Consider the following 23,607-nt stretch of genomic DNA (forward strand, 5'->3'; position numbering starts at 1 on the left):
GCGAAAAACAGACGACCGGCGCGCCGCTCAGTCCTCCCGGACGGGGTCGGGGATCCAGCTGCCGTGGAAGCCGGCCGGCACCCGCACCGGCAGGTGGACGGTGGCGAGCGGCGCTCCGGTGAAGTCCTCGGCGGAGAGGACGACCAGGTCGCTCGCGCCCCGCTCGGGGGCGTGGACGTAGACCAGCAGGTAGCCGTCGTCCTCCTCGCGGGCGCCCTGCCTCGGGACGAAGGAGACCTCGCCCGCGTAGCTGCCGACGCCGAACTGCCTTACCACACTGGAGTTCCGACGCAGGTCGTGCTTGATCAGCGCGTCTCCGACGACCTCCGGGGGCAGCGCGTCGAGGCCGACCGGGCGGGCCAGGTGGCCCAGCAGGTCGGTGGTCACGGTGGAGTAGCCGTAGCGGTGGGCGCCGCCCACCACCGCGGGGCTGACCGCCGGGAACTCCTGCGGGCGGTCGTCCAGGCGGGTCTCGGTGACCTTGCCGGAGACGGTGTCGACGGTCCAGCGGTCCAGGGTGGGGCTGCTCTGGCCGTGCAGCGCGCCGCCGACGAACATCCGCGGGTAGCGGACGACGTCGATGACGACCCGGTGGCCGTCCTCGTGGGCGTTGAGCGTGTGGAAGACGAAGCAGGGCCCGACCTCGTACCAGGCGACCTCGGTGCCGTTGCGGGGCAGCAGCCCGATCCGCGCGCCGCGGCTCTCGTCCCAGACCGCCGGATAGGTCCTTCGCGCCCGGTTGTCGGGCAGGCTGAGGCTCACCGCGAGATCGAGGACGACGGCGAAGTTCCTGGTCAGCGCCATGTCGTGAACCACCGGCCGGTGCGGAACCGGGACGTCCACGGCGCGGACGACGGCGCCCTGCGGGGAGACCACCAGGTGGCGCAGCGTCTCGCCGTCCCGCTGCCAGGTGACGGCGTGCAGCTCGCCGGTGACCGGGTCGAGCTTGGGGTGGGCGGCGAACCCCTCGGGCAGCGTGCCGCAGAAGTCGCTCGCGCCCACCGTCTCGATCTCGTAGGAGAGTTCGTACGGGCGGAAGCCGCCCTCGACCAGCGCGAAGGTGCGGTCCGCGTGCCCGATGACGTGGGTGTTGGGCGCGACGTCGGCGATCCGCGGCACGGCGCCGGAGCGCGGCCACTCCCCCAGGGTCTCGGCCACGGCGGCACTGCGCACCATCCGGTTGCGGTACCACCGGGCCCGCCCGTCGAGCAGCCGCACCCCGTGCACCATGGCGTACCCGCCGAACAGGTGCCGCGGCCGGCGGTCCTCCGCCCGCATCCCGTTGGGCCCGTTGCGCAGGTACCGACCGTTGAGCTCGGGCGGCAGCGTCCCCGTGACCGGCAGGTCGAACGCGGTGACTTCCTCGGCCACCGGCGTGTACGCCCCGGTGAACGGATTGGTGACGGTGGACACCGCGAACTCCTCCAGGCCGTTTCCGACTTCCGCTGCTGCCGCCGCTGCGCTCACGGAGCAGCACGTCCGGACCAACGACCCAACCGCCCCCGGGTGACGCCCGGCGGGCGTCCGGTCAGGCAAGGATCCGGGAGACAGGCCCTAGAGTTGCGAAGCCCCTCCGTCGACAGGGAGCTCCGTTCCCGTCGAGAAGGTCGCGTCGAACGCCAAGTACGCCACCGCGGCGGCCACTTCCTCGGACGTCCCCAGCCGCCGCATCGGGTTGGTGCTCCGGTAGGTGTCCTTCGTCGCCTCGACGACGTCGGCGGGCAGCAAGGAGCGGTCCAGGATGCCCGAGTCGATCGGGCCGGGGCTCACGGCATTGACGCGCACCTTGCGCGGAAGCAGCTCACGGGCCAGGGTGCGCGTCATCGACCGCAGGGCTGCCTTACTCGCCGAATAGACACTGAGCGCGTCGAGGCCCAGGACGTTCACCACCGACGTGGTCAGGACCACGCCGCTTCCCTCGCGCAACAGCGGCGCCAACGCCTGCACTGTGAAGTACGGGCCCTTGACGTTGATGCCGAACAGCTCGTCGTACATCTCCTCCGTCGTCGAGTCGAACGGCGCGGACGCGGTGACGCCGGCGTTGACGAACAGCGCGTCCACCGCGCCGAACCGCTCCCGGACCGTACCGGCCAGCGCCCTGATGTCCTTCAGGGACGCGGCGTCGCTACGGACGGCGATCGCCTTCTTCCCCAACTGCTCCAACGCGGCGTCCAGGGTGGACCTGGTGCGGCCGGTGATCAGTACGTGCGCCCCACCGTCCGCGAACAACCGGGCCGCAGCCAGGCCGATGCCGCTGCTTCCGCCCGTGATCACGATCTTCTTGCCCTCATAAGTGGTCATGCCCTCCAGCCAAGTACCCACCCGCACACCATGTCCAAGACCTGTTCCGCATGCCGTCATGTCCCAGGCGCATGGCAGCGCGCGACGTACCCTGGGCGAATGGACGTCGATCTGCGGCTGGTGCGCTATTTCACGGTCGTGGCGGAGTACGGCAACTTCGGCCGCGCCGCCACCAAACTGCACCTGGCGCAGCCGTCGCTGAGCCGCCAGATCCAGCGGCTGGAGGCTCAGCTCGGTGTCCGGCTCTTCGACCGCTCGCCGCAGGGCAGCAGCCTCACCGACGCCGGTCAGGCCTTCCTTCCCAGGGCCCGGACACTGCTCCAGGAGGCCGAGCAAGCCGCTCACGCTGCCAGGGCCGCCGTCCAGCCCCGTACCATCACCGTCGGCTACGCCGAAGGACTGGTCATCACCGCCTGTGTGCAGGAACTGCGCCGCCGGCACCCCGACAGCCAGGTCCGCACCCGGCACCTCGACTGGCGGGACACGCACGCCCTCGCCGAGGGGCGGGTCGACGCCCTCCTCGCCTACGGACCCCTGCCCTTGCCCACGGACGGCTTCCGGGTGACCAAGCTCCATGAGGAGTCACGGGTACTCGTCATGTCGGCACGTCATCGTCTGGCGAACGAGACATCCGTCAGCCTGCGCGCCCTGTCGGACGAGGAACTGGTGACCTGCGTCAGCACTCCGGTTGTCTGGAGCACGCCCAAGCCGGTCGGCGACCGCCCGGCAGCACCCCCGCCCGCGATCGACGACAGCTACGAGGACAAGCTGGAACTCATCGCCACCGGCCACTGCGTCGCGATCTTCCCTGCCGGAGACCGACGCCCCGCTGTGCGCGAGGACATCGCCCTGGCGCCCGTCATCGACATCGACCCCTGCGAGGTCGTGCTCGTCACGCGCGCTGACGACCCCAACCCGCTGCTCGAATCACTGGAGGACGTCGCACGCACAGTGCTTGGCACAGCCTCCCGCCGGGAGAACGACGAACTGCCGGTCAACTGACCCCCTGGGGGTCACTGATGAGGCACGCGGCTTGTCCCACCTGCTCATTCGGCAGCCTTTCTCCCATCGGTCCCGCGACCGGCGGCCGGAGGAGTGCGCGGCCGTAGACGTTCCCCTTGCGGCCCGAACAAGATCAGATACTCGACCGGTCCGGCGGATCCGGCGTTCGCGACTCCGTGCGGGACGCGGGTGTCGAACTCGGCGACGTCTCCGGCGGTCAGGACGAGGTCCTGGTCACCGAGTGCGAGCCACAGCCGCCCGTACAGGACGCACAGCCACTCGTAGCCCTCGTGGGAGACCTGACGGGGCCGCGCGGGCTGCCCTTCAACGGCGGGCAGGACGTGCTTGTGGGCGTGCAGGCCGCCGACGTACCGGGTGAGCGGCAGCACCTCCTTGCCATCGCCGAAGCTCAGCGGCGCCGGGGTGCGCGGCTCGGCCGCCGGGACGGTTGCGGTACCGGCCAGTTCGTCCAGGGAGACGCCGTACTCCTTCGCCAGCCGCAGCACCACCTCCAGGGTGGGCTTGCGCCGACCGGTCTCGATCCGCGACAACGTGCTCGGTGAAATGCCGGTCGCACAGCCGATATCGGCGAGCGTGGCGCCGTGCTGCTCGCGCGCGACTCGCAGCCTGGGCCCCATCGCCGCCATCGTGCCGTCCACCTCGTCGACTGCCACCGTGACCGTTCCTTTCGACCGCCGCTCCCACCGCCCGACCGCAAGCTTGCCAGAATGGCAAGGCTGATCGCGTCGGGCGGGCTTCGCGCCGCATGATCGACGGGTAACCGCGTCTGCCCGCGAACCGAGGAGAAGCCCCCATGCAAGAACCGACCGCCGCGCTCCGCCACCGCACCGTCGAGGCCCCGGCCGGACGCCTGCACCTGGTCGAGCAGGGCACCGGCCCGCTCGTCCTGCTCGTGCACGGCTTCCCGGAGTCCTGGTACTCCTGGCGCCACCAACTCCCGGCCCTCGCCGCGGCCGGGTACCGAGCGGTGGCGATCGACGTGCGGGGCTACGGCCGTTCCTCCAAGCCGGAGGCGACCGCTGCCTACCGGATGCTCGACCTGGTGGAGGACAACCTCGCCGTCGTACGCGCCCTCGGCGAGGAGAACGCGGTGGTCGTCGGCCACGACTGGGGCTCCAACATCGCCTCCGCCTCCGCTCTGCTCCACCCCGAGGTCTTCCACGCCGTCGGCCTGCTGAGCGTCCCCTACGCGCCGCCCGGCGGCCCCCGCCCCAGCGGCGTCTTCGACCGGATCGGCGGCCCCGAGCAGGAGTTCTACGTCTCCTACTTCCAGGAGCCCGGCCGCGCCGAGGCGGAGATCGAGCCCGATGTCCGGGGCTGGCTCGCGGGCTTCTACGCGGCCCTGTCCGCCGACACCATGCCTGCCCAGGGAGAGCCCGACCCCCACTTCGTCGCCCGTGGCGGTGGCCGGCTGCGCGACCGCTTCCCCACCGGGGTCCTCCCGGCCTGGCTGAGCAAGGACGACCTCGACGTCTACGCCGGGGAGTTCGAGCGCACCGGCCTGACCGGCGCGCTCAACCGCTACCGCAACATGGACCGCGACTGGGAAGACCTCGCCCCCTACCGCGGAGCCCCGATCGAACAGCCCGCCTTGTTCGTCGGCGGCACACTGGACGCCTCCACCACCTGGATGGCCGACGCCATCGACGCCTACCCCACCACCCTCCCCGCCCTGTCCGCCTCCCACCTCCTGGAGGGCTGCGGCCACTGGGTCCAGCAGGAACGCCCGGACGAAGTCAACAGCCTGCTGACCGACTGGCTCGCCACCATCCAGGGCTGAACCAGGTGATTCACACCCGCGGGGGTGCTCGAAAACTCCCCGTTCGACCCGGGCTCGCCCGGAGGCGACCCACTTGAACACCGAATTCGAACAGCACCATCATCGGACACCGACCCTGCCACGCCAGCCGAACTCACCCTCCGAGCAGGTGACTTGCCCAGTGGAGTCGCCCCGACCCAGCAGCCCCACCGACCGAGCGAGGAGCCCTCCCGGTGATCGACTTCAAGGTGCTGACCGACCTGGCCCTCCGCGAGGGCATCGAGCGGATCGGCGTCGGCGTGGTGGTCCGCGACGCCTCCGGCCGCGTCCTGATGATCCGCCGGTCCGCGCACGACAACCCGCCGGGCCGGTGGGAGTACCCGGGTGGCGACATCGAGCACGGCGAGGAGCCCGTGGAGGCCGGCGCGGCGCGGGAACTGGCCGAACAGACCGGCCTCACCGGCATGCCGCTCGACTACGCGCGGCACCTGGACCTCACCGACCGACACGGCCTGTGCGTACGCCAGTTCGTCTTCACCACCGCCGTACCGGACGGCACCCCGGTCGACCTCTCCCCCGACCACGACGACCACCGGTGGGCCACCCCCGACCGGCTCCCGCCGACCGGCGACGGGCAGCGCGCGGTGATCGGGTGGCTCACCGACCGCCTGGCCCTGCCCGGCTGGCGACCGGCCGGCGGCTACCTCACCACCATCGCCAGGCCCAGCTCCTACGGCTGCTTCCTCGTCACCGACCCGCAGGGCCGCGTCCTCGGGCTGCGCTCCACCATCGACCCCGACGTGTGGAACTTCCCCGGCGGCAACGTCGAACACGGCGAGACCCCGTTCGCCACCGCCCTGCGCGAGGCCCGCGAGGAACTGGGCCTCGACCTCGCCGCCGAGAACCCCGAGATCGTCGCCCGCAGGCGCCTGGTCGCCGTCATCCACGAGCAGGCCGGCGCCGAACAACCCGTCCCGGCCTGCGGCCACGTCTTCGACGGCGGCGTCCTCACCGCCGAGCAGCAGGCCCGGATCCGCCTCGATCCCTCCGAACACACCGAGTTCCGGTTCGAGACGGCCCACGACTGGCGCTCCCGGATGACCCCCGCTCGCTACCAGCGGCTCCGCCAGGTGCTGCGCGCCCACCGCTGCGGTGTCCCGCTCTACCTGGAGCGCCCCATCCCGGACGGCGACGACTTCGAGGGCGTCCTGGTCTTCGTCACCGACCGCGCGGGCCGTCTGCTGATGCACCTGCGCGAAGACCGGCCGGGCATGCCCTGGCCCGGCCACTGGACTCCGATCGGGGGCTGGCGCGAGGCCGACGAGAACGCCCGGGAGAGCGCGGAGCGCGAGGTCCGCGAGGAGGCCGGCATCGAGATCACCGGGCTGCGCACCCTCCCCGACCCGCACCACGACCTCGGCCTACCGCTCACCCGCGTCCTGCACGCCGTCTGGGACGGCCCCGAGAGCGACCTGCGCCTCGGCGACGAGGGCCTGGCCGTACGCATGGTCCCCCTCGACGAAGTCCTCACCCTCAAGGTGCCGCCCTACCTGCACCACTACCTGCCCCTGCTCACCGCACCGGCCGACCACACCACCGGGAGCACCTCATGACCCGCCCCGACGACACCGAGACGCCCCACGTCATCGCGGCGGATCCGCTGGCGCTCGTCGTCGGCGTCCACCGCGTGCTGACCGACCGCGGCACGGTGCTGCTCGGCCTGCGCCGCAACACCAGCTACGCCGCCGGCCTGTGGCATCTCCCCGCCGGGCACTGGGCAAGCCGTGTGTCGTGATCGAAGTTGTCGGCTTTGCGTTCCACAGCGTCAGCGGGTGACGAGTTCCCGTACGGCGTCGCTGACGGCGGGGATCTCGTCGGGTCCGGCCCACTCGTGCGCGTCGTGCTCGGTGAGGGTGACCGGGCCGGTCCGGGTGACGGTGACCTCGAAGGTCAGCTGACGGGTGAGGGCGCCGCTGCCGGAGGTGTAGTCGAAGTACCCGAGGTACTTCTCGACCGCGGCGATCCGCAGGCCGGTCTCCTCGTCGACCTCCCTCAGCAGGGCCTGCTCGATGCCCTCGCCCTTCTCGACCTTGCCCGACGGCAGCTCCCACAGGCCGGCCATGAACTCGCCGGCCGGACGCCGCAGGAACAGCTTGCGGTCGCCGTCGGTGATCACGGCGGCCACGACGAACCGTTCCACCCCGTCCGTCTCGGCGGCGGCGCGGATGGTGTCCTCGAACGTGGGGTCGGCGAAGGGAGAGTTCACAGCAGCTCCTTGTGGTGGTCGCTCACCTTGATGGCCGCGCGGATGTACTGCTCGGCCAGCGGACGATCCTGTTCACGATGCCAGACCGGGAGCTTGATCGTGTGCGCGTGGGTGTGCTCGGCGACCGGGAAGTCCCCTGCCTGGTAGCGGCGGTGGGCGTGCGGGTGGCCGGGGAACAGCATGGCCGGGCTCTGGTACAGCGGCAACTGGTTCATGGGGCAGGTGGAGCCCGGCCGGTCGAACTCGACCGCGCCCTCGGCGACCAGGGCCTGGTGGAACCACTCGACGCTGAGGCCACCGAGCTCCTGGGGGCGGTAGGTGAGCGTCAACCCGTACCAGGACGGGACCACTCCTTCGGGCATCGGGATGACCTCCAGCCCGGGGATCCGGGCGAACTCCTCGGTCAGGTAGCGGGCGATCTCCGCCCGTCCGGCGAGGTAGCCGTCGAGGCGGCCGAGCTGGTCGTGCGCGATGGCGGCGGCCAGCGGGTGGATGCGGAGCTTGAGGCCGGACCCGGTGACCGCGTACTTCGCGAGCGGGTGCTTGGCCGGGATCTCGGACTTGGCTCGCTTGTTGTAGTGGCCGAACGTCAGGAGCCGGTAGTACGTGTCGTCGTCGTCCGTGAGGACGAACCCGCCCTCGCCGCCGGACAGCGGCTTGGGGCCGTTGAGCGAGAACGCGCCGGCCAGGCCGAAGGTGCCGACCTTCTTGCCGCCGTGGGAGGCGCCGTGGGCGTGGGAGCCGTCCTCCAGCAGGAGGAGGTTGTGCGTCGTGGCGATGGCCTGGATGGCGAGCATCGCGGCCGGCCTGCCCCACAGGTGGGTGACCATGATGGCGCGGGTGCGTGGAGTGATCGCGTCCTCGATCGCGGTGGGGTCGATGTTGCCGTCCGGGCCGGTCTCGACCAGGACCGGCACCGCCCGCAGGTGGAACAGTGGCGAGGCTGTGGCGTGGAACGTCCAGGCGGGGACGATCACCTCGTCCCCGGCCTTGATCCTGGCGGCGTCGTAGGTGGCGTGCAGGGCCGCGGTGCCGGAGCTGAAGGTGACCGCGTGCCGGACGCCGAAGTAGTCCTGGAGGGCGTCCTCCAAGTCGGCGACGACGCCCGAGCGGCCGGTGATGGAGATGGCCGAGCGGAGCTGGGCGATGACCTTGCCCTCGGTGGTGTCGTCCATCGGCGGCCACTCGAAGTGCGTGCCGCCGGCGGTCACCGCGGGCTCGCCGCCCAGCAGGGCGAGGTTGTTCGTCACAGCATCTCCTTGGGGTCGATGTAGCGGCCGGCGGCCTTGGACTCGTAGCAGGACGCGATGAAGGCCATGTGGCCCAGGTGCTGTTCGGGCCCTGCGGTGTTGGGGCGTTCGCCGTCCAGGACCCGGCAGAAGTAGTCGATCTGGGCGGTGGCCGCGCTGGCCGGGGCTTGCGGGCGCGACAGCTCGTCGACGACCTTGCCGTGCACATCGAGGCGCTGGACCTGGCCCTTCGTCAGCAGGACGGAGCCGCGGGTGCCGACCACGTGCAGTTTCTCGGTCTTCGGGGCCATCCAGCGGGACAGGAGCACGGTGCCGTACAGGTCGTTGTCGTAGCCGAGCTGGATGACGGCGGTGTCCTCGGCGTCGTACCCGCCGTCGGGCAGCGCGGCGGTCGAGAAGTCGGCCATGATCCGGTTGGGCATCCCGAAGTACCACAGCAGCAGGTCGACGATGTGGTAGCCCATGTCGATGATGCAGCCGCCGCCGGCCTGACTGACGTCTCCGCGCCAGCCCGCGCCGGGGTCGTCGGTGTGGAAGGTGTACTGGCCGTCGATGAGGAACGGGGTGCCGATCTGGTCCAGGAGCTGGACCACCGACGCGTGGAGGGGGTTGAAGCGCCGTTGGAGCGTGACCATCAGCTCCACCTGGGCCTGCTGGCAGATCGAGGCGAGCTCGCGCGCCTCCGGCAGGGAGGTGGCGAACGGCTTCTCCTTGAGGACGTGCACGCCTCGGACGGCGCACTCCTCGATCACGGCCCGGCCTGCGTGGTGCGGGACCGCGACGATGACGAAGTCCGGCGCCACGTTGTCCAGCAGGTCGGCGGCCTGGGTGAAGCCCGGGACGTTGTGCGTGGCCTGCTGGGCCCGCAGGGTGTCCGGGTCGTTGTCGCAGACCGCGACCAACTCGGCCCGGTTGGAGGCGAGCAGGCCGGGAAGGTGGTCTTCGAGTGCCTGGTGTCCGAGGCCGATGACCGCCGCTCGTCGTTTCATGGGCTGACTCCTTCCGCTTCGTGAGGGAACTTGTCGATGCGTGTCGAGTACAGCGCCAACTCCACTTTCCTGGACAGGCATTGTCTGTAGTCCCGGGGTTGTCCCGCGCTCGCGCGCAGTAGGCTGCCTGTCACTGTCGATGATGGAATTGGCCCCGTGGACGACCCGATCCGGCACCCCCTCGCCTACGCCCGTGAACTGCGCGGGTGGTCACAGAGCGACCTCGTCGTGTTCCTCGACCGGGCCGCCCGCAAGCGCGGGCTCCGCTCCGGCGCCGACAAGACGGCCGTCAGCCGGTGGGAGAACTGGCGCAAGCAGCCGAACCTGGACTCCCAGATCCTGATCGCGGAAGCCTTCGACGTTCCGATCGCCGACATGGAGCTGTTCGGGTGGCCCGATTGGCTGCCCGGCCGTGAGGTTCACCTGCCACTGGGATCGGCGTACACCGTCCAAGCACTTCGAGATGCACAGAGAGCCGCCATGGACCGCCGCAGCTTCATGACCTTCAGCGCCGTCTCGCTGGCCGGCCTCGCCGCCCAGTGGGCCACGATCGAGCCCGATCGCCTGACTTCCGCCCTCGACGGCAGGACGGCCGTGGACCCCGGGCTCGTGGACTGGCTGGAGGAAACCAGCGCGAAGCTGACGACGCTGCCCACCGAACAGCGCCAGCACACGATCAAGCTGATGGACGCTCATCTCGCCACCGTCACCGACCTGATCGAGGGCGGCGGCCACGCCGAGCCCCTCGCCAAGCGGCTGCACCTCCTGGCCGCGTCACTGGCCACCACCTGCGGCTGGTACCGCTTCGACCAGGGCAAGCACTTCGCCGCGGGGAAGCTCTGGGCAGGGGCCTTGCAAGCCGCCAACGCCGCAGGTGACCGCGACTTCGGCGCCGGTGTGCTCTCTGACTTCGCCTACCAGTCGAACTGGATCGGCCAGCCGAACACCTCGGTGGACCAACTCGGCCACGCACTGTCCGGTACCAAGCACCCCACCGCCCGGTCGCTGCTGTTCCTCCGGCGGGCCCGGGCCTACGCCGCGCTCGGCGAACACTCCGCGTGCTACCGCGACCTGTCCGACGCCGAGACCGCACTGTCGACGCGGGCCAGCGACCCCGCGCCGGGCTGGTGCGCGTGGATGAGCCCCGCGGACCTCGCGGTCGACTCCGGCCAGTGCCTGCTCGATCTCGGCCGGGCCGACGAGGCGCACGTCAGGATGGCCGAGGGCCTGGCCCTCCTGCCCAAGGCCCGGGACAAGACGCGTGGCATCTTCCTGACCTACCAGGCTAGGGGCTTCCTGCAGTCCAACGACGTCGAGCAGGCTCTCGCCGTCACCACCGAATCCCTCGATCTGGCCACCCGCATCGGCGCCGAGCGCTGCGTCACCCTGGTCCGCGAACTCGTGCCGGCATTCAAGCCGTACCGCCAAGTTGACGGCGTCGCCGATCTCATCGAGCGCGTCCGGGCTGCGTGACGGACGCTCGGATCAGAGTCGCGGTGATCAGCGACCGGGAGAGGATGATCCGAGCCGCCGTCGTCAGGACATTGCCAAGCACCGTTACACCGGCCCGGACCGACCGGACCGCCCCGCACCGACCGCCTGAAGCACCCGTCCGCCCAGCCGACCTGGAGGTAGCACCGTGGAGAGCCTTCGCCAAGCCGTCGCCGTGATCGCCCACGACCGGGAGCGGAGCCGGATCGCGACGGTCCACTACGCCGCGCACAGCTGGAGCACGACGCCGGCGTGGACGATCCCCGGCGGCAAGGTCGAGGCCGGTGAGCGCCTCGACGAGGCCGCCGCCCGCGAGCTGCGGGAGGAGACCGGGCTGCTCGTCGAGGCGGAGCAACTGCGGCTCGTGCACACGGTCCAGGTCGCCGACGGCTGGGACGGCCGGGGCCCGTTCCTGCTGTCGGTCTTCCTCGCCACCGCGTGGCGCGGCGAGCTGGCGAACACCGAGCCGGACAAGCACCTCGACGTGGTCTGGTCCCCCGCCGACCGGCTGCCGCTGCCGATGTTCCCGACGGCCCACGCCGCCCTCACCGACCACCTCTCCGGCGGAAGGGGCTTCTCCACCCACGGCTGGGGCGACGAGCACTTCGACCCCCGCTCGCTGATCGGCACGTGACGGCGGTGGGCCGACACCGCCGACCGCCCGACCCCCGGCTCCCGACCGACGCCGACACCGACGCCTGGCTGCGTGCCATCGTCGAGGGGCGGCCCGTCGTGGAGGAGGGCGTGGTCGCCTTCCCCGGCAGCACCGTTCCGTACGGCTACCGCACCGTGCACCGGCCGAACGGCGCGACCGACCGTCACCTCGTCCGCCTGGACACCGCGCCGCCGCCCTCCCCCTGACAGCCCTCACCGGGGGCACCGGCCCGTCGGTCCTCCGGCCCGCCCGTCGAGACGGAGGTGGGGCCCGCGGACGCGATCCGCGGGCCCCACCCGCCCCCGGCACCCTGTGGTCAGTGCAGCCAGGGCTGGTAGTTCGGGTTGTCCACGCAGCCGGACTCGATCAGCGAGGCGGTGGCCCGGTCGACCGGGCAGGCCCGGCGGATGAAGTGCCGGTCCACGCCGCCGGGGAACGCGACCTCCACCTGGTCGGCGTACTGGTGCTGGTCACCGATGGTCTCGTTGACGACGATGCCGCCGGGGGCGTCGATGAAGTAGTCCCAGGGCACCTTCTTCCACTTCTTGTAGAGCGCGGCGTCGTAGGTGGTGCTGACGAACGGCGAGGGCTGGTTCTGCAGGACGTAACTGGTGATGTCGTACTGGCCGTTGACGGTGTCCTTCGCGGCGAAGCCCTGCTCGAAGATGACGGACGGATCGCGGCCGTCGGAGCGGAAGAGCGGGTGGCAGTCCTTGCGCCAGTGCGGTGCGGGGGTGATGCGGGGGACGTCCACCTGGCGGTCCACGGCGGCGTAGAGCGGGTCCGGGCCTTCCGGGATGCTCCGGAAGCTGCCGGGCGGGAGAGTGAGAGCCGACCGGGTGGCGCAGTCGTCGGTGCGCAGTTCGGCCTCGTCGGCGAAGTCGATCCGGCGGCCGTCCAGGACGATGGCGACGGCCCTGGTGCCGAGTTCGCGGACGATGAGGCCGTCGCACTGGGGGCCGCTCCAGAGCGCCTTCCCGCTGGGGTCGAGGCAGCGGAACGGCGTGGCACCGGCGGTGGCCGCGGGGGCCGCGACGGCGAGGCTCCCGGGGGTGAGGACGACGGCACAGGCGAGGGCAACTGCGCTGGCGGCAGTGCGAATTCGAATGTTGATCACAACCGCTACCCTGGCCGCCGTACGCCCCGGAGGCGCCGCAATCCACCGGATCGAGGGCGTGTCCGCGCTACCAGTTGACGCTCTCACCCGCCCGCGTCCGCCGTGGAGCGGCTCCGCGCACCCGGGCGCGTGCGGCGTTGTCAGAGGCGCTTGGCAGGATGATCACCATGCTCGCCACCCGTCCTGACCAGTGCCGTGACACCCCGCCCGCGCCGCCCGACGTCCGGGGTGACTTCGAGGTGCACCTGACCGTGGAGCCCGGCGCCGCCGAGGCGCTGGCCGCCTGGGCCGAGCGCCACGGCGTGAAGTTCACCCAGATCCTGCTGGCGCGCGGCGCGGCGCCGTCGCAGCCGATGCTCACCCTGCGCGCCGGCGGCACGCTGGCGGAGGTCGCCGCGGAGACCGCCCGGGCCGGCGGCCGACTGGCGCGAGCCGGGTTCACCGTCCTGCGGGCGAAGATCGAGGCCACGCCGTGGGCCCAGGGCGTCCCGGCCTCGGACGAGGACGCCGCGACGCACGGGCCCGGCCGGTACTTCGAGCACCACGTCAAACTGCTGCTCCCGGGCCCGGTCCCCGCCTCGGACCCGGCTCGCCTCACCGCCCTCGCCGAGCTGGCCGTCCGGCACGGCGCGCACCTGTCGCGCAATCCGCGCCGGGTGCGCGAGGACGGCCGCTGCGAGTGGTTCGTGACCCAGCGGTGCCGACTGGTCGGTCTGGGCACCGCGGGCCGCCGGCTGGAGGCACTGCTGCACGACCTCGCCGCCGACGGCCACGAAGTGGTGTCGGTGGAACGCGAGTTCGTCGTCATGGACAGCGCCGAGGCGCTGGACGCGGGGTGGATCGCCGAGCACGGACACGGCACCGGGCCGTACGGAGAGGGAGAGTCAATATGACCGAGAGTCAGTCCCAGTCGCCGGTGGCGTGGGAGAAACTGCAGTACGGGCCGTGGGAGGGCCTCCGGCTGCCCGGGCAGCCGCCGTCGGAGGACGTCCGCGAGGAGCAGGACCTCCCCAGGAGCCTGCGGCCGATCGACGACGAGTCGGTGAGCCAGCAACCGGTCTTCGATCCCGCACTCGCCGGGTACGTCCGGGCCCTTCGCCCCAGCGAGCCCGCCTTCGCCGACCCGCAGCTCGCCGAGCGCTGGTCCGCGGCGCGGCGCGAGGCGCTGAACACCGCGCTGTCCGCCGTCGCCGCCTCGCCGTGGGCCGAGCACCTGGTGCTGCGCGGCAGCGTCCTGCTCCGGGCCTGGTACGGCGAGCAGGCGCGGGAGCCCGGCGACCTGGACTTCGTGGTCCGCCCGACGGACTGGGAGCTGGAGGACGAGCGCACCGACCGCATGCTCCAGGAGCTCGCGGCCGGCGCCGAGCGGCTCTCGGGCACGGTCCGGCTGCACGCCGACCAGGCGCTCAGCGACGAGATCTGGACGTACAGCAGGATCCCCGGCCGCCGGCTCGTCCTGCCGTGGACGGCGCCGGGCGTCCCCGGCGGGACGGTCCAGCTCGACTTCGTCTTCACCGAGCACCTGCCCGTCCCGCCGCAGTCCTACCGGCTCCCCGGCGTCACCGGCCCGCTGTTCGGGGCCACGCCCCAGCTCTCCCTCGCGTGGAAGATCCTCTGGCTGGTCTCGGACAACCACCCGCAGGGCAAGGACCTCTACGACGCGCTCCTGCTCTCGCGCACCGCCGAGGTGCCGTACGACCTGCTGCGGCAGGTCGTCACGCAGTCCGACGAGAGCTGGTCGCGCTGGCCGGTCCTCCCCGCACTGATCACCGAACTCAACGTCGACTGGGACGAGTTCGCCAAGGACTACCCGCGGTTCACCGAGCCCGTCGAGGAGTTCCCGGCCCGGCTGCTCACCGCCCTCCGGCCGACCTTCGCGGGCCTCGGCGAGTACGCGCTGCGCGCCCGGTGGCTGGCCCCGGTGACGGAGGAACTGCGGAAGATGCTGGCCGTCGAGGGCATGGACAAGGTCCAGCACTGGATGACCCGGCACCACCTGTTCTCGGACAACAGCCTGGTGATCACCCGTGAACTGCTCGGCGGCGACCTCGACGGCGCCCGTCGCATCATCGCCGCCCACCTAGCCGACCGGCCGGGTCGGTTGACCGACCACCTGGAGGAGGCCGTCGTCCGCTACGCCGCCGAACTGGCCGACGGCCACCGCCCCGCCGACGACCCGTCCTGACGGGAGCGTCGGCCCGCGATCGTTCCTGTGGTCGAGGTCCTGGCCTCGACCACAGGAACCGAACCCCGAACAGCGGTTGTCCTACCCGCCGCCCCCCTCGCTCTCCCGGACCGGCACGGTCCGCCGGCCCGGCCGAGTCCGCTGATCCGGCACGGTCCGCTGCTCCGGCCGGGCCCGCTGCGAGGGGACGCCGGTGCGCTCGTTCTGCAGGTCCCACAGTTCCCTGAAGCGGCCTCCCTCCTCGGCCACCAGCTCGGCGAACGTGCCCTCCTGGAGGACCTTTCCGTCCTCGAGGACCACGATCCGGTCGGCGACGGCCACGTTGGTGAGCCGGTGGGTGACCAGGACGACCGCCCGTTCCCGCGCGACCGCCCGCAGGTTCTGGAAGATCCGGTGCTCGGCGCGCGGGTCGAGGGCGGCGGTCGGCTCGTCCAGGACGAGCAGTCCGGCCTCCCGGTGGAACGCCCGCGCGATGGCCAGGCGCTGCCACTGCCCGCCGGACAGCTCCTCGCCGCCCATCCACTCCACCGCCAGCAGGGTGGACAGGCCCCGGCGGAGCCTGGCGACGACGTCGGCCGCCCCGGAGGCGTCCGCGGCGCGCAGCACCGCCGCGTCGCCCTCGGCGGTGGGCTGGCCCAGTGTGATGTTCTCGCGGCAGGTCAGCGGCCAGCGCGCGTAGTCCTGCGGGGCGACGGCGACCTGCCGCCACAGGGCGTGCGGGTCGAGGTCCCGGGTGTCGCGCCCGTCCCAGCGCACCGTGCCGGCGTCGGGCAGGTAGAGCCCTGCCAGAAGCTTGGCGAGGGTGGTCTTGCCGGAGCCGTTCTCCCCCACCAGGGCCAGGATCTCTCCCCGCTCGACGTGGAGGTTCACCCCGTCCAGGACCTTGCGGTCGGAGGCGGGGTAGGCGTAGCCGAGGTTCTCCACCGCGATCCGGCGCGGCGCCTCGGGAGTCTCGGTGCCGCGTTCGAGCCGGTGTCCGCCGGCGGTGTCGAGGAAGCTCGACCAGTCGTCCAGGTACATGCCGGTGCGGAAGAGGTCCGCGCCGTAGCCGACGATGCCCCGCAGGCTGGTGCCGACGGCCGTCAGGGCGAACACGGCCGCCCCACCGCGCGGCAGGCTCATCCGGCCGGTGCTCACCAGCCACAGCATCGCCGCCCACACCACCGCGCCGCCGAGGCCGGAGGCGGCGGCACCGATCACCGACACCCGGGCGCTCTGCATCGCCGCCCGCCGCGAGGTGGCGTCCAGCCGCCGGCCGACCTGGTCGTACTTGGCGAGGAGGAACTCGCCCATGGTGTCGGAACGGACCTGGTCGGCGTTGCGCTTGACGTGGATGTACCAGCGCAGGTTGGCCATGATCCGGCGGTCGCCGATGGTGGCCCGGTTCGCCAGGAACTGCACCCGGGCGGCGTGCACCGACGCGATGCCCTGGGGAAGTGCCGCGATCACCAGCAACGGTAGGAGGGCGGGGTGGAGCACGGTCAGCACGCCGGCCGCGCCGAGCAGCGAGGCGAGCGAGGCGAGCAGGTTCTGCGCCTCCCCGACGATGTCCACGCAGACCTCGGCACCGCGGTCCGCGGCATCCAGCTCGTCGTTGTAGCCGGCGTGGTCGTAGGCCGTCAGTTCGGCCGCCACGGTGGCGCGCAGCACCTCGGCCTCTGCCGCCCGGGAGATGCGCGGCGACAGGTGGATGGTGACGGTCCTGATCGTGATGCCCAGCAGGGAGCGGGCGCCGGCCGCCGCCGCGATGACGAGGATCGACGGCGCCGCGTGGGCGAGCTTGTCCTCGACCCGGCCGGGGCCGAACAGCGCCGAGATCGTGCCGGTGGTCGCGAACAGCCCGGCCGCGCCGAGCACCGCGGACACAGCCTGGCAGGCCAGGAGCAGCGCGACGGCGGTCCGGTCGATGCGCCAGCCGAGGCGGAACGCACGGACGACGAGTGCGGGCAGGCGGCGGGCCATCGCGCTGACGCTGATCGCCTCGATCGCCTCGATGCGGCGTCCGTCGGCGAGCCACCGCAGTTCCTCGTCGGCGGTGGCGGCCCCGGCCGCCGTCGTCGCGGCGCTCAAGCGGTCGCCTCCTTCCGCGGCGCGCGGGCCACCAGGGCTTCCGGGGCGGGTGGGACGTGGATCGCGGGGGCGGGGTGACAGGCCACAGATCCTCCAGACACAGAGCGGCGCGCGGACGCGCCGGACCCGACCGAGGGGAGAACACAAGTCGGCTTTCCCAAGGCCGAGTTGACGGTTTCGAGGGAGTCGGCCGGTACGGGCTGACGGCGTCCGATGATGGTGCTGTTCGAATCCGGCGCTCAAGTGGATTACCTCCGGGCGAGCCCGGGTCGAACAGGGACATTTCGAGCACGCTCCGCGCGCGGCCGGGGCCGTACTCCCGTCGGTCGCGCACGGGATCGGGAGGGCCCCGGAGCCCAGTGGGCAGACGGCGAGAGCCTGTTCGAGCGCGGCCTCCGGGAGGCTTCGAGGTGGTCGCGGCAGGTGGGGAGGGCCCACAGCGCACAGCCGTCGCCGGATTCATCCGTTCGGCTGGTCAGATACCCGAGCAGGTTTCGGGCATGGGGAAACCCGGGGGCGACTCGACGCCCCCACGCACCCCCACGCACCCCCAGGCGGCCTCAGGCGCAGCCCGGGCGTGCCAGGGCCTCAGGCCCAGGTGACCGGCAGGCGTTCGGGACTGCGGGTGGTCCGGCCGAGCAGCCAGGTGACCGGTTCGGCGGGGCGGGCGAGCCGGAGGCCGGGCAGGGCGGTGGCGAGGCGCTGCAGGGCCTCGCGCATCTCCAGGCGGACCCGCCAGGCGCCGAGGCAGTGGTGCGGGCCGGCGCTGAAGGCGAGGGTGGGGGCGGCGAGCGGCGCGTCCAGGTCGTCGTCGAGGCCGTCCGGGAACACCGCGCGGTCGCGGTTGGCGCTGTTGATGCTGACCGCCACGACGGCGTCGGCCGGGATCACCCGCCCGCCGAGTTCGACCGGTTCGACGGCACGGCGGGTGGTGGTCTCGTCGTCGCCCAGCGGGATGAAGTGCAGGAGCCGTTCGGTGGCCCGTTCGGCGGTGCCCGGGTCGGCGAGGCTCGGCCAGGAGTCCCGGCGCTCGCCGAGCAGGTAGACGAGGGCGTTGCCGAGCGACCCGGACGCGCTGTCGTTACCGCTGGCGAGCAGGCCGCAGACCAGCTGGACCAGCCAGGTCTCCGGGATCCCGCCGTCCTCGTCGGCGGTCCGCACGAGGCGGCCGACCAGGTCCTCGCCGCGCTCACGGCGGCGGCGGGCGATCAGGTCGGCGGCGAAGGCGGTGAACTCAGCGAGTTCGGCGGCGGTGCCGTCGCCTCGGTCCCCGGCGGCCAGGAAGGCCTCCGTCCAGCGGTGCACGTCGGCCTCGTCCGCCCCGCCCGGGCTGCCCAGCCCCATCAGCCGGCTGGTCACCGCGAAGGGCACCGGCCGGGTGAAGCCGGCGACCAGATCGGCCGGCGGGCCGGCCGCCACCAGGGCGTCCACGGCGTGCTGGACGGTCTCGGCGACCCAGGGCCGCCAGGTCTCGACGGCACGCGGGGTGAACGCCCGCTGGACGGTGACCCGCAGCCGCCGGTGATCGGTCCCGTCCAGATTGAAGATCGACTCCGGGTTCCCGATCACCTCCGCGTTCGCGCCGTCGACACCGACGGCGTGCAGGTCGTCCCGGGTGAAGCGCGGATCGGTCAGGACCTGGCGGACGTCCCGGTAGCACGTCACCAGCCAGGCGGGGACCCCGTCGGCCGGCACGGTCGGGCGGGGCGGCCGGGCCGGCTGGAAGGGGATCCGGTGCAGCGGCGGGAGGACTGTGCTCGTGCTGGCGGGTGCGATGACGGGGCTCCTTGCCGCGCGTGCGGACCGTGAGAGCGGGGAGGCTCCCGGCCCTTCAACTCTCCTGACCGGCAGGTCAGTACGGCACATGTCTACGGGCAGCCACAGACGCGGGACCACCGCCGCACCCGACTGTCACCCGTCCGTGGGGCCGCGGGCGCCGGGCGATTGACCGGGCCGTTGACACGGTGGCGGAGCGCCGGCCGGCGGCCCGGTCGTCGCCGGTCGGGCGGCCGGACCGATAATGGACCGAACGATTCCGTGGGTGAGAGGTGACGCATGGCCAGCAGGTTGCGGGTGCTGAGGAAGCAGAACAGGCTCAGCCTGGAGGCACTCGCCGAGCAGGTCGGCGTCACCAAGAGCTACCTCTCCAAGGTCGAGCGCGGCATCAGCGACCCGTCGATCTCGACCGCGCTCAAGCTGGCCCACGCGCTCAAGGTCGACGTCGGCCGGCTCTTCTCGGACGAGGTGGAGCCCGAGCTCGTCACCGTCGTCCGGGCCGGCGAGCGCACCCCCGTCGGCACCGGGGCCGGCTCCGAGGCCTCCCGCTACGAGGGCATCGCGACCGGCCTCAGCGGCAAGCAGATGGTGCCGTTCATGATGTACCCGCCGACCGAGCCGGCGGACTCGCCCTTCAAGTCGCACACGGGCGAGGAGTTCTTCTTCGTCCACGCGGGCACCGCCGTCCTGGAGTTCCCCGAGCGGAGCGTCGAACTCGGGCCCGGGGACAGCGTGTACTTCAACTCGGCCCTGCCCCACCGCTGCCGGAGCACCGGGCCGGAGCCGGCCGAGATCCTCGTGGTCATCCACGACGACCCGGACGGCTCCTCGGACCGGGTTCCCACCCTGCCCTGACGGCCCTCGGCGCCCCGTTCTCGGCGCCCCGTGTTCGGCGCTCAGCCCTCGGCGCTCAGACCTCAGCGCTCAGACCTCGACGTCAGCCCTCGGCGTCAGGCCTTCGCCCCGGCGTCGGCCGCCAGGGCGACGCCCGCCCCCGACAGCAACGCGGCCAGCCGCGCCGTCCGCGCCTCGTCCAGCGGCAGCAACGGGCGCCGGGGCTCGCCGACGTCCAGGCCGCACAGCGCCAGGCCCGCCTTCACCGTGGTCGGCAGACCACCGCCGACCAGGAACTGCAGCAGCGGCAGCTGCCGGTAGAACACCCGGCGGGCCGCCTCCAGGTCGGCGTCGCGCACCGCCCGGTACAGCTCCAGGGTGAGTTCGGGGATGACGCACGGTGCCGCCGTGCACCAGCCGGCCGCGCCGGCCGCGAACGCCTCCAGGGCCATCGGGTTGGACCCGTTGTAGAACGGCAGGGCGCCGTCGGACAGTTGGGCCAGCCGGTGCATCCGCTGGATGTCGCCGCTGCTCTCCTTGACCATGGTGATGTTCTCCACCTGGTCGACCAGCCGGTGCATGAGTTCCGGGCTGAGGTCGACCCCGGCGGTGGCGGGGTTGTTGTAGATCATCAGCGGGATGCCGATCGCGTCGGCGATCTCGGTGTAGTGCCGGGTGACCTCGCGCTCGTCCAGCCTCCAGTACGACAGCGGCAGCACCATCACCACATCGGCGCCGGCCTTCTCGGCGAACCGGGCACGGCGGACGGCGCTGCGGGTGGTGAGGTCGGCGATGCCGACGACGGTGGGCACCCGGCCCGCGACGGCCGACACCGCCGCCTCGGTGACGGCGTACCACTCCTGGTCGTCGAGGTAGGCGCTCTCGCCGGTGGACCCCAGCGGGGCGATGGCATGGCAGCCGGAGCCGACCAGGCGGTCGATCAGCTCGGTGAGCCGGGTGAGGTCCAGGCCTCCGTCGGCGGCGGAGAACGGGGTCACCGGGTAGGCGATGATCCCCTCGAGGGCGGTACTGGCAGAAGTGGCGATGGGCATCTCAGGAGTCCTTCCGGTTGACGAGGGCGTCGCCGTGGCCGGCCCGCAGGGCTCGGCGGGCGTAGTACGAGAAGTTCGCCTGGCCGCGCTTGGGGGTGGAGATCCAGTCGTGCGCCTCCTGGGCGAGCAGTTCCGGGATCTCCTGGATCTTCCCGGCGGCACTGGCGAGGAGCTGCAGCTTCGCGGCCCGCTCGAAGAGCAGGGCCAGCGTGCACGCCTCCTCGACGGTCCCGGTGGCGACCAGCTGTCCGTGGTGCGCGAGCAGCAGGGCGCGCTTGTCGCCGAGGGCGGCAGCGATGATCTCGCCCTCCTCGTTGCCGACCGGGATGCCGGGCCACTTCTCCAGGAACGCGCAGTCGTCGTACAGCGGGCACATGTCCATGTGCGACACGACCAGCGGGGTCTCCAACATCGACAGCGCGGAGATGTGCAGCGGGTGGGTGTGGATGATGCAGTTGACGTCCGGGCGGGCCCGGTAGACCCAGCTGTGGAACCGGTTGGCCGGGTTGGCCATCCCGTCGCCCTCCAGGACGTTGAGGTCCTCATCGACGAGGAGCAGGTTGTCCTCGGTGATCTCGTCGAAGCCCAGGCCCAGGCGCTGGGTGTAGTAGGTGCCCGGACGCTCGGCCCGGGCGGTGATCTGGCCGGCCAGCCCGGAGTCGTGCCCGGCGTCGAACAGGATGCGGCAGGTCAGTGCGAGCTTCTGTCGCACCGTCCAGCCGCTGTCGGGTATCGCGGCCCGCATCCGGTGATGGGCCAGGTCCACGAGGTCGGACTTGTCCGTCCGGAACGTGTCGGCCATGCCGTGGTTCTCCTTCGCTCTACGGTCGCGGCGGTCCTCAGGACGCTCAGGGGCACTCAAGGGCGCCCGAGGACGCCCCCGTCGAGTCGAGTCGGGTCGAGTCGAGCCGAATGCCGAGGACACGTTCTTCACTTTAGGACACCTCGTGTCCTCGCGTCGACCGTTCACCCCCACGACTCCCCGGACGACCCGGCCGCGCCGTGACGGCACGCCGAAGCCCGCACGGGCACCGAGCCGGTTCCCCGACGTCAGGGTCGGGTCGCCTCGGCGCGCCGCGCGGGCGGGTGTCGTGGGCCGGAGGTCAGCGCACGGTGACGGTGAAGACGGGCGAGGCGGCGGTTCCGCTGATGATGCGCAGCTCGTTCAGGCCCTTGATGCCGAGCTTCACGCCGAGGGAGTAGGAGCCGGTACGGGTCGTGGCGACGGACGCGGGCAGGCTGACCCACGCGCCGCGCTGCTTCTGCTGCAGGGTCACCGTGGTTCCCGCCTTGAGGCCGGTGGTCGTGCCGGTGACGCGGAACAGCTGCCACGCCTGGACGGAGTTGACCGACGGCGTGGCGCTGATGCCGGCCTGCACGGCGGCCGCCGACGGGACGGCCGGGGCGACGGCGACGGGCTGGGCGACGAGGGCGGACGGGGCGGTGGCGACGGACGGGGCGGCGGGGGTGGGCTGGGAGGCCGGGGCGGCCGCCATCGCGGCGCCCGCCAGGGCGAGGGAGATGGCGCTGAGGGTGGCCACGGCGGCCAGGCGCAGGGAGTTCCGCTTGGAGACGATCACGGGTACACCTCTTTCAACGGAGGGTCCGGCCCAAGACATGAGCGATGCGACTCGGGCATTGTCATCCGTAGAGACGCCCCGCTCCGCACTCAGGTTGTGGACGAAACGTCACCATCGTGTCACAGCAAGCGAGTTCGCGGGTCCGAATGCCGAAGGAGCGCGACGGAGAGGGTCGTGAGGCGGACTTCCCGCGCGGCGCGGGCGAGTTGGCTAGAATGCGCGGGCCTGGCATGATCACCAATGAAGGGGCGGGGAATGAGCACCGACGAGACCATGGCGACGGCCGCCGAGTTCGGGTCCGAAGAATCGGCAGCCCTGCACATACGTCAGGACATTCCGCACAGCGCCCGGATGTACGACTACTTCCTCGGCGGCAAGGACAACTTCGCGGTCGACCGCGAAGCCGCCGAACGCGTCCTGACCGTCTTCCCCACCATGCGCACCGCGGTCCACGCCAACCGCGCCTTCATGCACCGCGCCACCCGGGCCCTGGCCCGACGCGGCCTGCGCCAGTGGCTGGACATCGGCACCGGCATCCCCACCTCGCCGAACCTCCACGAGGTCGCCCAGGCCGTGGAACCGTCGGCCCGCGTGGTCTACGCCGACAACGACCCTGTCGTCCTGGCCCACTCCCGCGCCCTGATGACCAGCACCCCCCAGGGCCGCACCGCGTACGTCCACGGCGACGTCCACGACCCGGCCGCCATCCTGTCCACCCCCCAGGTCGCCGAGACGCTCGACCTCACCCGGCCCGTGGTCCTCTCGATGGTGGCCCTGCTCCACTTCGTCCCCGAACTCGACGACGCCCACGCCATCGTCAAGCACCTCCTGGACCCCCTGCCGGCGGGCTCCGCGCTCGTCCTCTCCCACGCCACCGCCGAGCTCGACCCGGCCGGCGCCTGCAAGGTGCAGGAGATCTACAACCAGGCCGGAACCTCCCTCCGGCTGCGCCCCAAGGCCGAGTTCGCGACCTTCTTCGACGGCCTCGACCTCCTCGGCCCCGGCATCGTCCCCGCCCACCGCTGGCACGGCGACGACACCGACACCCCCGCGGACAGCCTCCCCGCCACCGTCACCGACGCCCAGGTCTCCTTCTACGCGGCCGTCGCCATCAAGCCCTGAGTGCCCTCGCGTGCTCGCGGCGGACACGCCAACGGCCGTGGGGGGGGGGGCGGGGGGGGGGGGCCCCCCCCGGCCGGGGGGGGGGGCGGGGTCATTGGGTCCCGCCCGGCCCCGGCGCCGGGCGGGGGGGGGGTGGG

At 72.1% G+C, this 23,607-nt stretch carries 23 protein-coding genes; 11 read left to right on the top strand and 12 right to left on the bottom strand.

The genetic code is table 11. The features are described 5' to 3' along the window. Positions 1–27: 27 nt before the first annotated feature. Together ACGF13_RS21555 and ACGF13_RS21560 are read right to left on the bottom strand one after the other, a co-directional pair. Entirely contained in the window at positions 28–1,413 is a 1,386-nt protein-coding gene (locus ACGF13_RS21555) for a carotenoid oxygenase family protein (protein ID WP_392877409.1), read from the bottom strand. Positions 1,414–1,554: 141 nt separating this feature from the next. Further along, positions 1,555–2,301 (bottom strand): SDR family oxidoreductase, encoded by a 747-nt coding sequence (locus ACGF13_RS21560; protein ID WP_392877604.1) that lies wholly within the window; start codon positions 2,299–2,301, stop codon positions 1,555–1,557. A 99-nt stretch (positions 2,302–2,400) separates the two neighbouring features. On the opposite strand from ACGF13_RS21560, the gene ACGF13_RS21565 reads away from it, so the two are divergent. Further along, positions 2,401–3,303 carry a LysR family transcriptional regulator gene (locus ACGF13_RS21565; protein WP_392877411.1) on the top strand — a complete coding sequence of 301 codons (903 nt, stop codon included), beginning with the start codon at positions 2,401–2,403 and terminating at the stop codon, positions 3,301–3,303. 44 nt (positions 3,304–3,347) lie between these two features. Here ACGF13_RS21565 and ACGF13_RS21570 read toward each other — a convergent pair whose 3' ends face one another. Further along, positions 3,348–3,977 (bottom strand): helix-turn-helix domain-containing protein, encoded by a 630-nt coding sequence (locus ACGF13_RS21570; RefSeq protein WP_392877413.1) that lies wholly within the window; start codon positions 3,975–3,977, stop codon positions 3,348–3,350. A gap of 140 nt (positions 3,978–4,117) precedes the next feature. Here ACGF13_RS21570 and ACGF13_RS21575 point away from each other — a divergent pair, with 140 nt between their 5' ends. The 3 genes from ACGF13_RS21575 to ACGF13_RS21585 all read left to right on the top strand — a co-directional run bounded on the left by ACGF13_RS21575 (position 4,118) and on the right by ACGF13_RS21585 (position 6,878). Further along, positions 4,118–5,104 carry an alpha/beta fold hydrolase gene (locus ACGF13_RS21575; protein WP_392877414.1) on the top strand — a complete coding sequence of 329 codons (987 nt, stop codon included), beginning with the start codon at positions 4,118–4,120 and terminating at the stop codon, positions 5,102–5,104. Positions 5,105–5,316: 212 nt separating this feature from the next. Beyond that, on the top strand, positions 5,317–6,696 hold the full coding sequence (locus ACGF13_RS21580; protein ID WP_392877416.1) for an NUDIX domain-containing protein: 1,380 nt from the start codon (positions 5,317–5,319) through the stop codon (positions 6,694–6,696). After that, the gene (locus ACGF13_RS21585) at positions 6,693–6,878 is read left to right on the top strand and encodes a hypothetical protein (protein ID WP_392877418.1); all 186 of its coding nucleotides are present in this window, start codon (positions 6,693–6,695) and stop codon (positions 6,876–6,878) included. Before ACGF13_RS21580 ends, ACGF13_RS21585 begins: the two co-directional genes overlap by 4 nt. Before the next feature lie 30 nt (positions 6,879–6,908). Here the strand turns inward: ACGF13_RS21585 and ACGF13_RS21590 are convergent, their stop codons facing one another. The 3 genes from ACGF13_RS21590 to ACGF13_RS21600 are packed head-to-tail and all read right to left on the bottom strand — an operon-like array spanning position 6,909 to position 9,588. Continuing rightward, positions 6,909–7,349: an NUDIX domain-containing protein gene (locus tag ACGF13_RS21590; RefSeq protein WP_392877420.1), complete on the bottom strand. Its 441-nt coding sequence runs from the start codon at positions 7,347–7,349 to the stop codon at positions 6,909–6,911. Beyond that, entirely contained in the window at positions 7,346–8,599 is a 1,254-nt protein-coding gene (locus ACGF13_RS21595; RefSeq protein WP_392877422.1) for a DegT/DnrJ/EryC1/StrS family aminotransferase, read from the bottom strand. Before ACGF13_RS21595 ends, ACGF13_RS21590 begins: the two co-directional genes overlap by 4 nt. Continuing rightward, entirely contained in the window at positions 8,596–9,588 is a 993-nt protein-coding gene (locus tag ACGF13_RS21600; protein WP_392877423.1) for a Gfo/Idh/MocA family protein, read from the bottom strand. Before ACGF13_RS21600 ends, ACGF13_RS21595 begins: the two co-directional genes overlap by 4 nt. A gap of 156 nt (positions 9,589–9,744) precedes the next feature. Here ACGF13_RS21600 and ACGF13_RS21605 point away from each other — a divergent pair, with 156 nt between their 5' ends. The 3 genes from ACGF13_RS21605 (at position 9,745) to ACGF13_RS21615 (ending at position 11,940) form a co-directional block, all read left to right on the top strand. After that, positions 9,745–11,061, top strand: a complete 1,317-nt coding sequence (locus ACGF13_RS21605; RefSeq protein WP_392877425.1) for a helix-turn-helix transcriptional regulator — start codon at positions 9,745–9,747, stop codon at positions 11,059–11,061. A gap of 166 nt (positions 11,062–11,227) precedes the next feature. Then, positions 11,228–11,713, top strand: coding sequence for an NUDIX domain-containing protein (locus ACGF13_RS21610; protein ID WP_392877427.1), 486 nt, complete (start codon positions 11,228–11,230; stop codon positions 11,711–11,713). Beyond that, positions 11,710–11,940 carry a hypothetical protein gene (locus tag ACGF13_RS21615; protein WP_392877429.1) on the top strand — a complete coding sequence of 77 codons (231 nt, stop codon included), beginning with the start codon at positions 11,710–11,712 and terminating at the stop codon, positions 11,938–11,940. Before ACGF13_RS21610 ends, ACGF13_RS21615 begins: the two co-directional genes overlap by 4 nt. Positions 11,941–12,050: 110 nt before the next feature. Here ACGF13_RS21615 and ACGF13_RS21620 read toward each other — a convergent pair whose 3' ends face one another. Continuing rightward, entirely contained in the window at positions 12,051–12,851 is an 801-nt protein-coding gene (locus ACGF13_RS21620) for an ADP-ribosyltransferase (RefSeq protein ID WP_392877431.1), read from the bottom strand. 158 nt (positions 12,852–13,009) lie between these two features. On the opposite strand from ACGF13_RS21620, the gene ACGF13_RS21625 reads away from it, so the two are divergent. Together ACGF13_RS21625 and ACGF13_RS21630 are read left to right on the top strand one after the other, a co-directional pair. Then, positions 13,010–13,744 (top strand): hypothetical protein, encoded by a 735-nt coding sequence (locus ACGF13_RS21625; RefSeq protein WP_392877433.1) that lies wholly within the window; start codon positions 13,010–13,012, stop codon positions 13,742–13,744. Then, entirely contained in the window at positions 13,741–15,036 is a 1,296-nt protein-coding gene (locus tag ACGF13_RS21630; protein ID WP_392877435.1) for a nucleotidyl transferase AbiEii/AbiGii toxin family protein, read from the top strand. The genes ACGF13_RS21625 and ACGF13_RS21630 overlap by 4 nt, the downstream gene beginning before the upstream one ends. An 81-nt stretch (positions 15,037–15,117) precedes the next feature. On the opposite strand, the gene ACGF13_RS21635 is transcribed toward ACGF13_RS21630, so the two are convergent. Together ACGF13_RS21635 and ACGF13_RS21640 are read right to left on the bottom strand one after the other, a co-directional pair. Continuing rightward, complete coding sequence (locus ACGF13_RS21635; protein ID WP_392877437.1) at positions 15,118–17,106, bottom strand: ABC transporter ATP-binding protein; 1,989 nt, start codon at positions 17,104–17,106, stop codon at positions 15,118–15,120. A 588-nt stretch (positions 17,107–17,694) separates the two neighbouring features. Beyond that, complete coding sequence (locus ACGF13_RS21640) at positions 17,695–18,801, bottom strand: cytochrome P450 (protein ID WP_392877439.1); 1,107 nt, start codon at positions 18,799–18,801, stop codon at positions 17,695–17,697. 360 nt (positions 18,802–19,161) lie between these two features. Here ACGF13_RS21640 and ACGF13_RS21645 point away from each other — a divergent pair, with 360 nt between their 5' ends. After that, positions 19,162–19,737: a helix-turn-helix domain-containing protein gene (locus ACGF13_RS21645; protein WP_392877441.1), complete on the top strand. Its 576-nt coding sequence runs from the start codon at positions 19,162–19,164 to the stop codon at positions 19,735–19,737. Between the two features lie 95 nt (positions 19,738–19,832). Here the strand turns inward: ACGF13_RS21645 and ACGF13_RS21650 are convergent, their stop codons facing one another. The 3 genes from ACGF13_RS21650 to ACGF13_RS21660 form a co-directional block, all read right to left on the bottom strand. Next, entirely contained in the window at positions 19,833–20,768 is a 936-nt protein-coding gene (locus ACGF13_RS21650) for a dihydrodipicolinate synthase family protein (RefSeq protein WP_392877442.1), read from the bottom strand. Between the two features lies 1 nt (position 20,769). Further along, positions 20,770–21,570 (bottom strand): aldolase, encoded by an 801-nt coding sequence (locus ACGF13_RS21655; RefSeq protein ID WP_392877444.1) that lies wholly within the window; start codon positions 21,568–21,570, stop codon positions 20,770–20,772. A 301-nt stretch (positions 21,571–21,871) separates the two neighbouring features. Then, positions 21,872–22,345: a hypothetical protein gene (locus tag ACGF13_RS21660; RefSeq protein WP_392877606.1), complete on the bottom strand. Its 474-nt coding sequence runs from the start codon at positions 22,343–22,345 to the stop codon at positions 21,872–21,874. A 258-nt stretch (positions 22,346–22,603) separates the two neighbouring features. Between ACGF13_RS21660 and ACGF13_RS21665 the strand changes: the two genes are divergently transcribed. After that, positions 22,604–23,470 (top strand): SAM-dependent methyltransferase, encoded by an 867-nt coding sequence (locus ACGF13_RS21665; RefSeq protein ID WP_392877446.1) that lies wholly within the window; start codon positions 22,604–22,606, stop codon positions 23,468–23,470. The last annotated feature ends 137 nt before the right edge of the window (positions 23,471–23,607 follow it).

It is taken from the genome of Kitasatospora sp. NPDC048286 (genome assembly GCF_043201735.1).
In the GTDB taxonomy this organism is placed as follows: Bacteria; Actinomycetota; Actinomycetes; order Streptomycetales; family Streptomycetaceae; genus Kitasatospora.

Bases quoted from the DNA above. Each gene is read 5' to 3' on its own strand.
- ACGF13_RS21575 (WP_392877414.1), top strand. From the start codon at position 4,118: ATGCAAGAACCGACCGCCGCGCTCCGCCACCGCACCGTCGAGGCCCCG.
- ACGF13_RS21655 (WP_392877444.1), bottom strand. From the start codon at position 21,570: ATGGCCGACACGTTCCGGACGGACAAGTCCGACCTCGTGGACCTGGCC.
- ACGF13_RS21650 (WP_392877442.1), bottom strand. From the start codon at position 20,768: ATGCCCATCGCCACTTCTGCCAGTACCGCCCTCGAGGGGATCATCGCC.
- ACGF13_RS21630 (WP_392877435.1), top strand. From the start codon at position 13,741: ATGACCGAGAGTCAGTCCCAGTCGCCGGTGGCGTGGGAGAAACTGCAG.
- ACGF13_RS21665 (WP_392877446.1), top strand. From the start codon at position 22,604: ATGAGCACCGACGAGACCATGGCGACGGCCGCCGAGTTCGGGTCCGAA.
- ACGF13_RS21645 (WP_392877441.1), top strand. From the start codon at position 19,162: ATGGCCAGCAGGTTGCGGGTGCTGAGGAAGCAGAACAGGCTCAGCCTG.
- ACGF13_RS21600 (WP_392877423.1), bottom strand. From the start codon at position 9,588: ATGAAACGACGAGCGGCGGTCATCGGCCTCGGACACCAGGCACTCGAA.
- ACGF13_RS21585 (WP_392877418.1), top strand. From the start codon at position 6,693: ATGACCCGCCCCGACGACACCGAGACGCCCCACGTCATCGCGGCGGAT.
- ACGF13_RS21625 (WP_392877433.1), top strand. From the start codon at position 13,010: ATGATCACCATGCTCGCCACCCGTCCTGACCAGTGCCGTGACACCCCG.
- ACGF13_RS21560 (WP_392877604.1), bottom strand. From the start codon at position 2,301: ATGACCACTTATGAGGGCAAGAAGATCGTGATCACGGGCGGAAGCAGC.
- ACGF13_RS21565 (WP_392877411.1), top strand. From the start codon at position 2,401: ATGGACGTCGATCTGCGGCTGGTGCGCTATTTCACGGTCGTGGCGGAG.